Here is a 14826-nt window from a genome sequence, read left to right on the forward strand (position 1 = left end):
TGTTGCGGCTCATGAGGTTGGTGTCACCCGGCGGTAGGCGGTGAGGGACGGGCAGGTCCCCGGCGGCAAGGATGGAAGTCGACCAAGACAACCGTCGCCGATCCGAAGGACCTGCCCTGTGACCCACCGTAATGCTCCGTTGACCTCCGAGGGCCGTCTGCGGCTGGTGCTGCGCTGCCGCCACCGCCCGATCGCCCATATCGCCGCCGAAGCAGGCGTCTCACGCCAGTGCCTGGGCAAGTGGGTGGCCCGCTACCGCGAACACGGCGAAGCCGGCCTCCACGATCACTCGAGCGCACCCCGACATCGCCCGACCCAGACCCCCACGGCTGTGGTCGAGCAGATCGCGCTGATGCGGAAGAACAAGTGGTCAGCACGCCGGATCGCGCGCGAACTCGCAGCCACCGACATCACCATCTCGGTCGCGACCGTCACCCGCTGGCTCCACAAACTCGGCCTGCACCGACTCGACCACCTCGACGTCGACGGCGAACCACTCCGCAAGCCCGGCACGATCACCGCGCACTGGCCCGGACACATGATCCACCTCGATGTGAAGAAGGTCGGCCGCATCCCCGACGGCGGCGGCTGGCGCATCCACGGCATCAACTCAGACCAGGCCCGCGCCGCAGCCCGCGCCACCGCCAAGGCCAAAGCACGTGGCGCTCGACCCGGCTACGTCTACCTCCACTCCGCGGTCGATGGGTTCTCCCGGCTCGCCTACACCGAGGCCCTCCCCGACGAGACCGCCAAGACCGCGATCGGGTTCCTCCACCGCGCCCACGTCTGGTTCGCCGCCCACGGCATCACCCGGTTCACCCGGATCGTCACCGACAACGGCTCCTGCTACCGCGCCAACGACTTCACCCGCGCCGTCTGCTCCTTCGCCGCACGCCACCAGCGAACCAAGCCCTACACACCCCGCCACACCGGCAAGGTCGAGCGCTACCAGCGAATCCTGGCCAACGAACTGCTCTACGCCCGCCCCTGGGCCAGCGAAGAACACCGACGCCAAGCGATCGCGACCTGGAACCTGCACTACAACTACCATCGGCCCCACAGCGCTACCGGTGACCAACCCCCAGCCTCACGCCTCCGGACGGGCGTCACCAACGTCATGAGCAACTACAGCTAGCGGGCGAACTCGATCGAGCAGGACGACGTCCGGTTGTCCACGGGGATCGTCAGCTGCGGTCGATCCAGTCGCCGTCGGCGACGAGGTTCGTCTGGAGCACCGCGTCGGCGAACCCCGGCGTGGCACACACCGGGTCACGCCGCACGGCCTCCTCGGCGACAGCGCGTGCGGCGTCGATGACGTCCGCGTGCTCCAGCACCCGCAGCAGCCTCAGCGTGGACCGCCCGCCGGACTGGCTCGCACCGAGCACATCGCCCTCCCGGCGTTGCGCGAGGTCGAGCTCGGCGAGCACGAAACCGTCCCGGGTGGACGCCACCGCCTGCAGCCGCTGCCACGAGTCCGCATCCGGCTCCGCGGAGCTCACCAGCAGGCACACGCCCGGCAGGGAGCCGCGCCCGATGCGGCCACGCAGCTGGTGCAGCTGACTGATGCCGAAGCGGTCCGCGTCCCAGATGATCATCATGGACGCGTTGGGTACGTCGACACCGACCTCGATGATCGTCGTCGCGACGAGGACATCCGTGTCGCCGCGCACGAAGGAGCCCATGGCTTCGTCCTTCGCCTCGGACGACATCTGGCCGTGCAGGACGCCCACCCGCACGCCGGAGAGGGGCCCCGAACGCAGGTGGTCGGCGAGTTGGAGCACACCCATGCCGTCGCCCTCGCTCGCGGAAGCCCCGATGCGCGGTGCGACGACGAACACCTGACGGCCTTGGGCGACCTCTTCGCAGACGCGCTCCCATGCACGATCGACCCAGGCGGGCCGGCGTCCCGCGTCCACGACGGTCGTCGTCACCTGGGCCCGCCCCCGCGGCAACTCGGCCAGCGTGGAGACCTCGAGGTCGCCGAAGACCGTCATCGCGACCGACCGCGGGATCGGCGTCGCCGTCAGCACCAGCACGTGCGGCTTGGCGGTCGCCCGGTCGGTGAGCGCGGCGCGCTGCTCGACACCGAAGCGGTGCTGCTCGTCGACGACGACGAGACCGAGGTCGACGAACTGGACGTGGTCGGCCAGCAGCGCGTGGGTGCCGATGATGATGCCCGCCTCCCCGGAGGCGATCTTGAGCAACACGGCCTTCTTGGCGGCCGCCGACATGGATCCGGTCAGGAGCACCACGTCCGTGGCGTGTTCCGGCGCCCCGAGGACACCGCCGCCCATGCCCAGCTCCCCCATCAACCCGAGGATCGTCTGGTGGTGCTGCTGGGCGAGCACCTCGGTCGGCGCGAGCAGGACGGTCTGGCCGCCGGCGTCCACCACCGCCAGCATCGCGCGGAGCGCGACCAGCGTCTTGCCCGAGCCCACCTCGCCTTGGAGAAGCCGTTGCATCGGCTGCGTGCGGGCGAGGTCGGCGAAGATCTCCTCCGACGTCTGCTGCTGGCCAGCGGTCAGGGTGAACGGCAGCTTGGCGTCGAAGGCGTCCAGCAGCCCGTCCGGACGCCGCGGGCGCGGCCCCGCCGACTGTCGGGCGTTCTCCGCGCGCCGGTAGGCCATGGTGAGCTGGGTGGAGAACGCCTCGTCGAACTGCAGGCGCCGATTGCCACGCTCGATGTCGCCCCTGGAATCGGGGCGGTGGACGGCGGTGAACGCTGCGACGAGTCCGGTCACGCCGGCCTGGGAGCGCACCCAGTCGGGCCACGGGTCCGCCGCGCCGTCGAGCGCGTTCAGCGCGACGCGGACCGACTCCGCGATCGTCCATGTCTTCAGCTTCGCGGTGGCCGGGTACAGGCCGACCAGGCCGGAGCGGGACAGCTCGGCGATCTTCTCCTTCTCCTCGGAGTTGCCGACCACGCGGCCTGCGGCGTCCAGCATCACGAACGCCGGGTGTGTCATCTGGGGGTGGCCGTTGAACGACCCCACCTTGCCGACGAAGATGCCACGCTCCCCTTGACTGAGGCCCTTCTGCCACCACTTCACCGCGTGGTCCCGGCCGAAGAACGTGGCCTTGATGCGGCCGCGTCCGTCGGTGAGGGTGACCTCGAGGCGCGAGTTGGGCTGGCGACCGGTGCCGCGTCGGCCACCGCGGCCCTCGTGGACGTCCAGGCGCTCGACACGCGCCATGACGGCCACGTGCTCCCCCTCCTCGAGCGTGGCCAGGTCAGTGAGCTCGGTGCCGGACAGGTAGTGCCGGGGAAGGTGGCGCAGCAGGTCTCCGACCGTGTGGAGGCGCAGCGCCTCGAAGTGCTTGGCCTGCGCGCCGAGGACGTCGCCCAGCGGTGCGTTCAACTCCGCGAACGCACGCGTCTGCCAGCGCTGGTTGACCATGCCGGCGATCCTAGCGAGGCCCCCCGACAGGCAGGTTGAGCGGTTCGCGTCCGGGCAGACGAAAAGACCCGCCCGAAGGCGGGTCTTTCACAGAGCTGGGATCAGGCCTTGCCGCGCGCGACCCTGCCGGCCTTGATGCACGAGGTGCACACGTTCATGCGCTTGGTGCCACCGTTGATGAACGCGCGCACGGACTGCACGTTCGGGCTCCAACGACGGTTGGTCTTCTTCTTGGACCACGGCACGTTGTGGCCGAAGGTCGGCTTCTTGGCGCACAGGTCGCACACGGCTGCCATGGGAGTATCTCCTTTGTGTTCCGGCCCCCGCGACGGATCACGCGTCGGGGCCGCTCTCGAAAATCGGAACCTGTCAATCCTAACCGAATCCCGCCCGAGAGCGAAATCGGGGTCCCGCACCGGCCTCAGGTGGCCAGGACGACGGGCACGATCATCGGGCGCGCACGGAACCGCTTGCTCACCCAACGTCCGATCCGGCGCCGCATCAACTGCTGCAGGGGGTAGGGGTCGTCGGCGCCCTCGGCGAGCGCCTCCCGCAAGGCCTGCGCCACCTCGGCCGTGATGTCGTCGAAGATCCCCTCCGCACCCACGAACCCGCGCGCCGTGATGATCGGCCCCTCCACCAGCGAACCGGCGTGCAGGCTGACCACGGCGATGGCCGAGATGAACCCCTCCTCGCCCAGGATCCGGCGATCCTGCAGTTCGGCATCCCCCACGGCGTCCACCGTGGAGCCGTCCACGAAGATGTAGCCGCACTCGAGGCGTCCGACGACCTCGACACGGCCCTTGCGCAGGTCGACGACCGCGCCGTCCTCGACCACCACGGTGTTCTGGCGCGGGACGCCCGTCGCGATGGCCAACTCGGCGTTGGCGACCAGGTGGCGCACCTCGCCGTGGACCGGCATCACGTTGCGCGGCTTGACGATGTTGTAGCAGTAGAGCAACTCCCCGGCCGAGGCGTGCCCGGACACGTGCACGAGCGCGTTGGCCTTGTGCACCACCTTCACACCGTTCTTGGTGAGTCCGTTGATCACGCGATACACCGAGTTCTCGTTGCCCGGGATGAGTGAGCTCGCGAGCAGCACCGTGTCACCCTGCCCCGCGCGGATCACCGGGTGCTCGTGGTTGGCGATGCGGCCGAGCGCGCTCAGCGGCTCCCCCTGTGACCCGGTCGAGATGATGACGACCTCGTGGTCGGCGTAGTTGTCGATGTCCTCCAGCGCGATGAGGGTGTCGCCCGGCACGCGCAGGTAGCCCAACTGGGCCGCGATGGTCATGTTCTTGACCATCGACCGTCCCACGTAGACGACCTTGCGTCCGGCCTTCACGGCCTCGTCCATGACCTGCTGGACGCGGTGCACGTGGGACGCGAAGCAGGCCACGATCAGCTTGCCCTTGGCGTGGGTGAACACGCGCTCCATGGCGGGCTGGATGTCCTTCTCCAAGGTGGTGAAGCCTGGCGTCTCGGCGTTGGTCGAGTCGACCATGAACAGGTCGAGGCCCTCCTCCCCCACCCGCGCGAACGCACGCAGGTCGGTGAGGCGGCCGTCGAGGGGCAGCTGGTCCATCTTGAAGTCGCCCGTGTGCAGCACGCTGCCGCCCGCGGAGCGGATGTGCACGGCCAACGCGTCCGGGATCGAGTGGTTGACCGCCAGGAACTCCAGGTCGAAGCCGCCGATGTGCGTCCGGTCACCCTCCGAGACCTCACGCAGGTCGACGTTGCGGATGCGGTGCTCCTTGAGCTTCTCCCGGACGAAGGCCAGCGTGAGCTTGCTGCCGAGCACCGGGATGTCCGGGCGCCGCCGCAGCAGGTACGGGACGGCGCCGATGTGGTCCTCGTGCCCGTGGGTGAGCACGAGCGCCACCATGGAGTCGAGCCGATCGGTGACGAGATGGAGCCCCGGCAGGATCAGGTCGACACCCGGGTGGTTCTCGTCGGGGAACAGCACCCCACAGTCGACCATGAGGAGTTCGCCGTTGAGTTCGAAGGTGGTCGAGTTGCGGCCGACGTCGCCCAAGCCGCCCAGCGGAATGATCCGCAGGGTGTCCGGGGCCAAGGCGGGCGGGGTCTTCAGGGCTTCACGCACCCCCCAACTCTACCCACTCGGCTTCTGCGCATTCCGCTCCGTGCGGCACGGCCTGCAACTAGGATGTGAACAAGTGAAGAACGCCCAAAGGAGGACGTGATGGCAGATCAGACCCCACTGGTGATCACGCTGTGGGAGACCTACGGGTCCAACATGGAGGCCGTCGCCGAGGCCGTGGCGGCCGAGTTGAAGTTGCCGCTCCACAAGCAGGCCTACTCGTCGGAGGCCATCGAGGCAGCCACCGCTGAGCGGGAGCGCGAGGGCGCCCTGGGTCGCCTGCTGCGCAACTTCTCGCCGGCGAACTTCTCCGATGACGGTGCGGTCTCCAACGCGGCGACCTTCTCCCAGGCCAACTATGCCGCGATGGCCGAGGAGAACACCGCCCTCGTGCGGGCGGCCGCCGAGCAGGGCGGCGTCATCCAGGGGCGCAACGGTCAGTACATCCTCAAGGACCGCCCCAACACCGTCCACGTGAAGTTGGACGGCCCGGTCGAGAGCCGCATCGCGTTCGCCGCGCAGGGCGGTCTCGGCGTCGAGAGCGCCAAGAGGCGCCAGGCCATCGAGGACGAGTTCCGCGCCATGCTGTCGGAGAAGACCTACAACTTCGATCCACGCGACAACGACTGGTACGACGTCGTCATCAACGGCTCCGGCCTGCCGGTGGCCACGGTCGTCTCGATCATCAAGGCGACGGCCGAGGGCAAGGCCTGACCCTGCTGGCGCCCGCCGGGAAGCCTCCCGCAAGGGTGGCCCCCCGGCGGGGCTAGCATGTCCGCGTGACCGATGCTCCTCGCACCGCCGACTCCTGCCGCCTCGCCCTCCCCGCCGAGGCGGAACGGATCGCCTCCGTCCAGCGCCGCAGTTGGCAGCAGCTGTTCCCTGCTGACGTCGCCGAGCACGCGCTGGCCTCGGTCGACCTGGCCTCCATGGCGGGGTCGTGGTCCGCGGCCATCACCAAGCCGCCGCTGGCGAAGTTCCGCGTGCTGGTCGCGACCGAGCAGAACCGTGTGGTGGGGTTCGCCGCCATCGGGCCTGCGGACGACGACGACGCCCACCCCGGGCAGGACGCCATGGTCGGCGAGTTCGTGATCGACCCGCCCGCCCAGCGGCAGGGCCACGGCTCGCGCCTGCTCAACGCGATCGCCGACACCCTCCGCGCGGACGGGTTCACCCGCGCCACCTGGTGGGTGCGCTCCACGGACGACCCGCTGCGCCGGTTCCTGCAGTCGGCCGGCTGGGCGCCGGACGGCGCGCACCGGACCGTCGGCACCGAGGACGAAGCCGCCTCCGTGAAGATGATCCGCCTGCACACCGGCCTGCGCTGATCCCGGACGGGGCCGGGCAGCGGACGGCCCGCCCTGGCTGCCATGGCCTGTGAGGCGCACGGTCCGGGGCGGGCCGTCAGGACACACTCAGACGACGTCGTCGTCCACCCAGTCGAAGGTCTTGGTCACGGCCTTCTTCCAGTTCCGGTAGAGCCGGTCGCGCTCGGTGGCGTCCACCGACGGCGTCCAGCGCTTGTCCTCGGCCCAGTTGTCGATGACGTCCTGCTCACCCTCCCAGTAGCCCACGGCGATGCCGGCTGCGTAGGCCGCGCCGAGCGCGGTCGTCTCGGCCACGACGGGGCGGACGACGTCCACCCCCAGCTGGTCGGCCTGGAACTGCATCAGGGTGTCGTTGGCGATCATGCCACCGTCGACCTTCAGCTCGGTGAGCTTCTCCCCCGAGTCGGCCTCCATGGCCTCCAGCACCTCGCGCGTCTGGTAGGCCGTGGCCTCCAGCGCCGCGCGGGCGATGTGCCCACGGTTGACGTACCGGGTGAGTCCGAGGAGTGCACCGCGGGCGTCAGACCGCCAGTAGGGGGCGAACAGACCCGAGAACGCCGGGACGAAGTAGGCGCCACCGTTGTCCTCGACGCTCGTGGCCAGTTCCTCGATCTCAGGGGCGGACGAGAACATCTGCAGGTTGTCGCGCAGCCACTGGACGAGGGAGCCGGTCACGGCGATGGACCCCTCGAGCGCGTAGACGGGCTTCTTGTCGCCGATCTTGTAGCAGACGGTGGTGAGCAGTCCGTTCTTGGACTGGACGACCGCCTCGCCGGTGTTGAGCAGCATGAAGTTGCCCGTCCCGTAGGTGTTCTTGGCCATCCCGACCTCGAAGCAGGCCTGGCCGAAGGTGGCCGCCTGCTGGTCGCCGAGGTCTCCGGCCACGGGGACGCCGCCGAGCAGGCCCGCCTCGCGGCCCAGGCCGTAGACCTCCGCCGAGCTGCGGATCTCCGGCAGCATCGACATCGGGATGCCCATGTCGGCGCAGATGGACTCGTCCCAGCTGAGCGTCTCGAGGTCCATGAGCATCGTGCGGGAGGCGTTCGTGACGTCGGTCACATGGACGCCCCCGTCCACACCTCCGGTCAGGTTCCAGATCACCCAGGTGTCCATGTTGCCCATGACGAGCTCGCCGGCCTCGGCGCGCGCCCGTGCCCCTTCGACGTTGTCGAGGATCCACTTGATCTTGGGGCCGGAGAAGTAGGTCGCCAGCGGCAGGCCCACCTTCTCCTTGTACCGGTTGTCGTCGCCCTGGGCGAGTTCCTTGCAGATCTTGTCGGTGCGGGTGTCCTGCCAGACAATCGCGTTGTACACCGGCTCGCCCGTGGCCCGGTCCCAGACCATCGCGGTCTCGCGCTGGTTGGTGACGCCGACGGCGGCGATGTTGTCCTTGTTCACCCCGCCCCGGGCGAGCGCCTGGGCCACCACCTCACGGATGTTGTCCCAGATCTCCACCGGGTTGTGTTCGACCCAGCCCGCCCGCGGGAAGATCTGCTCGTGCTCCATCTGGCCGGTCGAGACGATCTTCCCGGCATGGTCGAAGATGATCGCCCGCGAACTGGTCGTGCCCTGGTCGATGGCGAGGATGTACTTGTCAGCCATGGTGTTCCTTCCACTTCCTTGTGTGTGGTACTGATGGCCGCCGGTCGTTCGGCGACGCGATGGCGTAGGGATCGGGTCCTGCCCGGCCGGCGCCGCCGACCAGACAGCGACGGGGTCAGGCGACGGGCATGAGCACGCCGCTGAGCAGGCCGGCGAGGATGCCACCGGTGAGGGGACCGACCACGGGGACCCAGGAGTAGCCCCAGTCGGAACTGCCCTTGCCGGGGATCGGCAGGATCGCGTGCGCGATGCGGGGGCCGAGGTCACGGGCCGGGTTGATGGCGTAGCCGGTCGGGCCACCGAGCGAGGCGCCGATGCCGACGACCAGCAGGGCGACGCCGAGGGCGCCGAGCCAGGCCATGCTGACCGCACCCTCGGGTGCGTACTTGCCCGCGCCCAGGACGACGAACACCAGGACGAAGGTGCCCACGATCTCGGTGACGGTGTTCCAGAGGGGGGCGCGGACCTCGGGACCGGTGGAGAAGACGCCCAGCTTGACGGCGGGAGGTGCCTCCTGGTCGAACTGGCGCTTGTAGGCCAGCCAGCAGAACACGGCACCCAGGAAGGCACCCAGGAACTGTGCGCTGATGTAGGTCAGGGTGCTCACCGCGTCCACCGGGATGCCGGGCACGTACTCGGTGGCGCCCGATGCCAGGACGCCGAGTGTCACGGCGGGGTTGATGTGCGCTCCTGAGTTGGCAGCGACGAGCACGCCGGCGAACACGGCGAGACCCCAGCCCACGTTGACGTGGAGGAAGCCGCTTCCGGCACCCTTGTTCTTGGGGAGGATGTTGTTGGCGACCACACCGCCGCCGAGGAGGAGCAGCATCGCTGTCCCTACGACCTCGGAGAGGAAGATGGTTGCGAGAGACACGGGATCTCACTTTCCGGCACCATCGTGCCTGTTCGGGGCCCACCCCCGGGGGTGGGCGTCCTTGTTCCTGGTACGGGCTACGTCGCCCGAACCGGTGTCAGAGCTCGGAGGGAACCACGTCCTCCGCCCGCAGGCGGGCTGCGGACGCCCCGGCGTCCGTCGGCTCCTGCTGGGCCGCCAGCTCTGCGGCGACCCTGGCGCGGTAGTTGGCCTTCTCGGCCTCGGCCCGCCCCGCATCCCACCCGAGGATGCCGGCGGCGATCTCTGCCACCTCGTCCACCGCGGACGCGCCGCGGTCGGGCGAGGAGGAGTTCAATCGGATGCGCTGGACCAGGATGTCCTCCAGGTGGAGCGCACCCTCGTAGTGGCAGGCGAACGCCACCTCGGCCCGGAGGTACCAGTCGGACGCCTGGAGCGGCTGCCCCAGCGAGGCGTCCTCGTCGACGAGGGCCAGCAGATCGTCGATCTCGGAGCCGTAGCGGTCCGTGAGGTCCTCGACCCGGCTGTCCGACCACCCGTAGCGGCCGGCGATCGCGTCACGTCGACGGACCACCGCCCCGAAGCCATCGGCACCCAGCAGGGGCACGTCGTGCGTGATCGACGGGAGCTCCGACGCGCGCTCCTTGCCCAGGGCCACGTCCACCGCGTCCTTCGCCATCACGCGGTAGGTGGTGTACTTGCCACCGGCGATCACGACGAGCCCGGGCGCCGCCTCGAGCGTCGTGTGCTCGCGGGACACCTTCGCGGACTTGGCCTCGTCTGCACCGACCGGCTGCAGCAGCGGGCGGAGACCGGCGTACGTGCCGATGATGTCGTCCCGGGTGAGGTTCGCGCTCAGGACCGCATTCGCGTGTTCGAGCACGTAGTCGATGTCGGCCGAGGTGGGGACCGGGTGCTTGAGCTGCTCGTGCCAAGCTGTGTCGGTGGTGCCGATCACCCAGTAGTGCGGCCACGGGATGATGAACAGCACCGACTTCTCGGTGCGTAGGAACATGCCCGACTTCGCGCGGATCCGGTCGCGGGGCACGAGGATGTGGATGCCCTTGCTGGCCAGCACCTTCAGGCCCGCATTGGTGGTCCGCGCCAAGGACTGGGTGGACTCGGTCCAGACACCGGTCGCATTGATCACGACGCGTGCGTTCACCTCGAACTCGCGGCCCGACTCGAGGTCCCGGACGCGCGCACCCGAGACGCGCCCGTCCTCGCCCTGGATCAGCCCCACCACGGCCGTCCGGGACACCGCGCGCGCGCCGAAGCGGACGGCGCTGCGGACGAGGTTGATGACGAGGCGCGCGTCGTCCACACGGGCGTCGTAGAACTGGATCGCCCCGATGAGGGCGTCGTCGCGCACGTCGGTGAACTGCTCCTTCGCCCCGGCCTTCCCCAGGTGCCGCTGGAGCGGCACGGTGCGGCGGCCGCCGGCCCGGATGACGGCGAGAGCGTCGTAGAGCCCGACGCCCACCATCGAGTACGCCCGCTCGATCACGCGCTGCTTGAGCGGCCACAGGAACGGCTGGGCCTTCACGAGGTGGGGGGCGAGGCGGGACAGCAGCCGTCCGCGCTCCCCCAGCGCCTCGGCGACGAGGGCGAAGTCGAGGTTGTACAGGTACCGCAGCCCGCCGTGGATGAGGCGGCTCGAGCGGCTGGAGGTGCCCGAGGCCCAGTCCTGGGCCTCGACGACGGCCGTCCTCAGCCCGCGGGTGGCGGCGTCGAGCGCCGTCCCGGCTCCGGTCACCCCACCACCGATGACGAGGATGTCGAACGTCTCGGAGGACAGCGCCTCGAGGTCACGCTCGCGCTGGACCGGGTTCAGGGCCGGGATGGACATTGGCTGCTCCTTTGCACGGGGGTCATGCCGATGGACTCATCTTGCATGGAACTGCACTAATGTTTCACCCTGTTGGGCAAACGTGCACACGGAGGTGGGGGCAATGAACGACCGCTACGACCACATGTATCTCGCGGCAACGAAGTACTACGCCCAGGGCGAGACGATGGAGACCATCGCCCGATCACTGGGCATGTCGCGCTCCAGCGTTTCCCGCCTGCTGGCCGAGGCGCGCGAGTCGGGGCTGGTGCGCATCAGCATCTCGGACGCCTCCGGCGCCCAGTCACCGCTCGCGCGCGCCCTCTCCGACGCGTTCGGCGTCCGGGTGCACCTGGTGCCGGTTCGGTCGACCTCGCACGTCCTGAGTCGCTTCGACCAGGTGGCCCAGCGCGGTGCGGGGCTCCTCGCCGAAGCGGTCGGCGACTCGATGTTCGTCGGGGTGGCTTGGGGTGTCACCATGGCGAGCCTGGCCCGGCACCTGCCCCACCGTCCCGTCGCGGACACGACCATCGTGCAGATGAACGGCGGCGCCAACCAACGCACCTCCGGGATCCCCTACATCCGGGAGATCCTCCAGTCGATCGGGGACGCGTTCGACTCCGAGGTGGTGCTGTTCCCCGTGCCCGCGTTCTTCGACTATCCGGAGACGAAACGGGCCATGTGGCGGGAGCGGTCGGTCCGTCACGTCCTTGACCTGCTCGAGCACCTCGACGTGGCCGTCTTCGGTGTCGGGTCGATGACCGGCGAGGTGCCCTCGCACGTCTACGCCAGCGGCTACATCGAACCCTCCGAGCGGGAGGCGCTGATCGCCGACGGGATCGTCGGCGACATCTGCACCGTGCTCCTGCGCGAGGACGGGAGCTACGCCGACATCGCCGCCAACGCCCGCGCCACGGGCCTCACCCCCGCGGAGCTCGCGCGAGTCCCCCGGCGCATCTGCGTGGTGGCCGACCCGCAGCGCTCCCCCGCCATCGTGGCGGCCCTCCGCGCCGGTGTCGTCACGGACCTGGTGACCGACGAGGTCACCGCTCGCGCCACGCTTCGCCGGCTGTGACGCTGGCCCCGGGGAGGGGTCCGTGAGACGGTGGCACCATGACCGAGCACGCAGAGCACGCCCGAGGTGGCGTCTATTCCAGCAAGGGCAAGGAGTTCGTCCGCGACCAGCGCTACCTCACCACCCGGATCAGGGCCGAGGTCGCCGAGGGCGAGGACGCGGTGCCCGTCGAGCCCGGCCGCTACCGCCTCGTCGCGGCGCGCGCCTGCCCGTGGGCCAACCGGGCCCTGATCGTCCGCCGCCTCCTCGGCCTCGAGGACGCGATCAGCCTCGGCCTGCCCGGCCCGACCCACGACGCCGACTCCTGGACGTTCGACCTCGACCCCGGGGGCAAGGACCCGGTGCTCGGCATCCACCAGCTCAAGGACGCCTACCTCGCCAGGGACCCGGAGTATCCGCGCGGCATCACCGTCCCTGCGATCGTGGACGAGAGGACCGGCAAGGTCGTCACCAATGACTTCGCGCAGATCACCCTCGACTTCTCCACCGAGTGGAGCGAGTTCCACCGCCCGGGGGCTCCGGACCTGTATCCGGTGGCGCTCCGCGGGGAGATGGACGCCGTGATGCAGCGCATCTTCACCGAGGTGAACAACGGCGTGTACCGCTGCGGATTCGCCGGGTCGCAGGAGGCCTATGACGCCGCCTACGATCGGCTGTTCGCGGCGCTGGACTGGCTCGAGGAGCGCCTCGCCGCCCAGCGCTACCTCATGGGCGACGCCATCACCGAGGCCGACGTCCGCCTCTTCACCACGCTGGTGCGCTTCGACGCCGTGTATCACGGCCACTTCAAGTGCAACCGGACCAAGCTGACCGAGATGCCGGTGCTGTGGGCGTACGCGCGCGACCTGTTCCAGACGCCCGGCTTCGGCGACACGATCGACTTCGAGCAGATCAAGGCCCACTACTACGTGGTGCACACCGACCTGAACCCACTGCAGATCGTCCCGAAGGGGCCGGATCCCGTCGTGTGGCTGACGCGCCACGACCGCGGGGAACTCGGGGGTTCCCCGTTCGGCGAGGGCTGCCCGCCCGGTCCCGTGCGGAACGGCGAGCGCTCCCCCCACCCGGTCGAACTGGCCTTCTGAGGTCGCTCAGGAGCGCGGGAACCTCACGTCACGCCCCGTCACCGCCACCCTCAGACCGTCGGGGCCGGGCGTGACCCCCTCCAGCTTCAGCCCGTACGGGAGCGGCACGTGGAAGGGCTTCACCAGCGTGTCGACCAGCGCGCGCGTCGCCTGCGCGGGGATCCGCACGCCGGCCACGTCGACCTGGGGATCGGCGATCGTGACGGTCTGGGCGTTCGTGTCCAGCGCGGGGACGCCCTCGAGTGTCGCCGTCACGGTCATGCCGAACACAGCGGCGCTGCCGGACGCCGCGACCCGGCCCTGCCCGGCGTCCGCGATCGCGACCCCGGCCAGTTCACTGACCTCGGCCCACGAGAGTCGGGCCGTGCCCCGGAGGTGGCGGGCGTCGATGGTGGTGTCACTGACGGTGACGTCGGTGAGCGTGACGTCGACGTCCAGCAGCTGGAGGGTGCGCTGCTCCTCGATCGGTGTCGCCGCCTCGGCACCGACCACGCGTACGGACGGGAAGCGGCGGGTCAGCAGGTGCCAGGCGATCGGCTCCCCCGCGATCTCGACCGTGGGCAACACGGTGAACGGCACCGACTGCTTGAGCGTCGCCGACACCTGCGCCTCGACCTCGCTGCGGATTCGCTGGTCGAAGGCGTACGCACCCCCCACTGCGATCCCGGCCAGCACGAGGATGCCGAGGAGGACGGCGCCGACGACGCGCCCCATCAGATGCCCAGCAGCGACTCGATGCCGACGGTCAGCCCGGGCAGCGTCGGGACGGCCCGCACCGCAGTGAGCACGCCGGGCATGTAGGCCGCGCGCGTGAAGCCGTTCTCGGTGATGACGAGCTGCTCGCCCTCGTTGCCGAAGCGCACCTCCTGGTTCGCGAACAGCCCCCGCTGGCGAACGCTGTGGACGCTGATGCCGTCCACCTTGGCACCGCGGGCCCCGTCCGGGTCGATCTCGGTCGCGTCGGGCGTCTCCCCCAGCCCTGCCGCGGCGCGCGCGGCGGCGATGCGGCCCGCGGTCGTCACGGCGGTGCCGGAGGGGGCGTCGACCTTCATGGGGTGGTGCAGCTCGATGATCTCGACCGACTCGAAGAAGGGGGCCGCGATCTCGGCGAACTTCATCATCAGCAGGGAGCCGATGGAGTAGTTGGAAGCCACGATCGCGTTGGCCCGACCGTCCGCGAACAGCTCACGCACGCGCTCGAGCCGCTCGGGGGAGAAGCCCGTCGTCCCCACGACCGCATGGACGCCCTGCTCGGCACACCACTCCAGGTTGGCCATGACGGCGTCCGGCACGGTGAAGTCGATGGCCACGTCGGCGTGGGCGCCCGCTGCGCGATCGTCGCCGACATCAAGGGCCGCCACCAGTTCCAGGTCGTCGGCCGCCTCGACCGCACGACACACCTCGACGCCCATGCGTCCCTTCGCCCCGAACACCGCCACCTTCAGCATGGGGACATCCTACGCAGGGCTCATCCCCGCCCGGCCGGCCATGCCGCGCTCGTCTTGGCCAGCAGACTCCCACGTCGCGGGCGTCCGGCCACCCCGCCCGTGCTGGGA

General features: G+C 69.8%; 13 protein-coding genes. 5 read left to right on the plus strand and 8 right to left on the minus strand.

From position 1 onward, the window contains the following. The first annotated feature begins 118 nt into the window (after positions 1-118). Entirely contained in the window at positions 119-1135 is a 1017-nt protein-coding gene (locus AC5YDA_RS09125) for an IS481 family transposase (RefSeq protein WP_496190249.1), read from the plus strand. A 49-nt stretch (positions 1136-1184) separates the two neighbouring features. On the opposite strand, the gene AC5YDA_RS09130 is transcribed toward AC5YDA_RS09125, so the two are convergent. The 3 genes from AC5YDA_RS09130 to AC5YDA_RS09140 form a co-directional block, all read right to left on the minus strand. Next, positions 1185-3398 carry an ATP-dependent DNA helicase RecG gene (locus tag AC5YDA_RS09130; protein ID WP_496190248.1) on the minus strand — a complete coding sequence of 738 codons (2214 nt, stop codon included), beginning with the start codon at positions 3396-3398 and terminating at the stop codon, positions 1185-1187. A 101-nt stretch (positions 3399-3499) separates the two neighbouring features. Further along, positions 3500-3694 carry a 50S ribosomal protein L28 gene (rpmB, locus tag AC5YDA_RS09135; RefSeq protein ID WP_496190247.1) on the minus strand — a complete coding sequence of 65 codons (195 nt, stop codon included), beginning with the start codon at positions 3692-3694 and terminating at the stop codon, positions 3500-3502. Positions 3695-3819: 125 nt separating this feature from the next. After that, positions 3820-5502, minus strand: a complete 1683-nt coding sequence (locus tag AC5YDA_RS09140; protein ID WP_496190246.1) for a ribonuclease J — start codon at positions 5500-5502, stop codon at positions 3820-3822. A gap of 99 nt (positions 5503-5601) precedes the next feature. Between AC5YDA_RS09140 and AC5YDA_RS09145 the strand changes: the two genes are divergently transcribed. Both AC5YDA_RS09145 and AC5YDA_RS09150 read left to right on the plus strand, forming a co-directional pair. Then, the gene (locus tag AC5YDA_RS09145) at positions 5602-6213 is read left to right on the plus strand and encodes a cytidylate kinase-like family protein (protein ID WP_496190245.1); all 612 of its coding nucleotides are present in this window, start codon (positions 5602-5604) and stop codon (positions 6211-6213) included. A gap of 65 nt (positions 6214-6278) precedes the next feature. Next, complete coding sequence (locus AC5YDA_RS09150) at positions 6279-6827, plus strand: GNAT family N-acetyltransferase (protein WP_496190244.1); 549 nt, start codon at positions 6279-6281, stop codon at positions 6825-6827. Between the two features lie 87 nt (positions 6828-6914). On the opposite strand, the gene glpK is transcribed toward AC5YDA_RS09150, so the two are convergent. The 3 genes from glpK to AC5YDA_RS09165 form a co-directional block, all read right to left on the minus strand. Continuing rightward, complete coding sequence (gene glpK / locus AC5YDA_RS09155) at positions 6915-8429, minus strand: glycerol kinase GlpK (RefSeq protein WP_496192931.1); 1515 nt, start codon at positions 8427-8429, stop codon at positions 6915-6917. A gap of 115 nt (positions 8430-8544) precedes the next feature. Then, positions 8545-9258 carry an MIP/aquaporin family protein gene (locus AC5YDA_RS09160; RefSeq protein WP_496190242.1) on the minus strand — a complete coding sequence of 238 codons (714 nt, stop codon included), beginning with the start codon at positions 9256-9258 and terminating at the stop codon, positions 8545-8547. 142 nt (positions 9259-9400) lie between these two features. After that, a complete protein-coding gene (locus AC5YDA_RS09165; RefSeq protein ID WP_496190241.1) occupies positions 9401-11131 on the minus strand; it encodes a glycerol-3-phosphate dehydrogenase/oxidase in 1731 nt (576 codons plus the stop codon). Between the two features lie 103 nt (positions 11132-11234). On the opposite strand from AC5YDA_RS09165, the gene AC5YDA_RS09170 reads away from it, so the two are divergent. Next, complete coding sequence (locus AC5YDA_RS09170; RefSeq protein ID WP_496190240.1) at positions 11235-12185, plus strand: sugar-binding transcriptional regulator; 951 nt, start codon at positions 11235-11237, stop codon at positions 12183-12185. A 38-nt stretch (positions 12186-12223) separates the two neighbouring features. Next, on the plus strand, positions 12224-13270 hold the full coding sequence (locus AC5YDA_RS09175; RefSeq protein WP_496190239.1) for a glutathione S-transferase family protein: 1047 nt from the start codon (positions 12224-12226) through the stop codon (positions 13268-13270). Between the two features lie 6 nt (positions 13271-13276). On the opposite strand, the gene AC5YDA_RS09180 is transcribed toward AC5YDA_RS09175, so the two are convergent. Together AC5YDA_RS09180 and dapB are read right to left on the minus strand one after the other, a co-directional pair. After that, positions 13277-13984 (minus strand): LmeA family phospholipid-binding protein, encoded by a 708-nt coding sequence (locus AC5YDA_RS09180; RefSeq protein ID WP_496190238.1) that lies wholly within the window; start codon positions 13982-13984, stop codon positions 13277-13279. Next, positions 13984-14718: a 4-hydroxy-tetrahydrodipicolinate reductase gene (dapB, locus tag AC5YDA_RS09185; RefSeq protein WP_496190237.1), complete on the minus strand. Its 735-nt coding sequence runs from the start codon at positions 14716-14718 to the stop codon at positions 13984-13986. Before dapB ends, AC5YDA_RS09180 begins: the two co-directional genes overlap by 1 nt. Positions 14719-14826 lie beyond the last annotated feature (108 nt).

It is taken from the genome of Propioniciclava sp. LT294 (assembly GCF_059516005.1).

Coding starts and splice junctions, on each gene's coding strand:
- AC5YDA_RS09170 (WP_496190240.1), top strand. CDS start 11,235: ATGAACGACCGCTACGACCACATGTATCTCGCGGCAACGAAGTACTAC.
- dapB (WP_496190237.1), bottom strand. CDS start 14,718: ATGCTGAAGGTGGCGGTGTTCGGGGCGAAGGGACGCATGGGCGTCGAG.
- AC5YDA_RS09180 (WP_496190238.1), bottom strand. CDS start 13,984: ATGGGGCGCGTCGTCGGCGCCGTCCTCCTCGGCATCCTCGTGCTGGCC.
- AC5YDA_RS09165 (WP_496190241.1), bottom strand. CDS start 11,131: ATGTCCATCCCGGCCCTGAACCCGGTCCAGCGCGAGCGTGACCTCGAG.
- AC5YDA_RS09145 (WP_496190245.1), top strand. CDS start 5,602: ATGGCAGATCAGACCCCACTGGTGATCACGCTGTGGGAGACCTACGGG.
- glpK (WP_496192931.1), bottom strand. CDS start 8,429: ATGGCTGACAAGTACATCCTCGCCATCGACCAGGGCACGACCAGTTCG.
- rpmB (WP_496190247.1), bottom strand. CDS start 3,694: ATGGCAGCCGTGTGCGACCTGTGCGCCAAGAAGCCGACCTTCGGCCAC.
- AC5YDA_RS09130 (WP_496190248.1), bottom strand. CDS start 3,398: ATGGTCAACCAGCGCTGGCAGACGCGTGCGTTCGCGGAGTTGAACGCA.
- AC5YDA_RS09175 (WP_496190239.1), top strand. CDS start 12,224: ATGACCGAGCACGCAGAGCACGCCCGAGGTGGCGTCTATTCCAGCAAG.
- AC5YDA_RS09160 (WP_496190242.1), bottom strand. CDS start 9,258: ATGCTGCTCCTCCTCGGCGGCGGTGTGGTCGCCAACAACATCCTCCCC.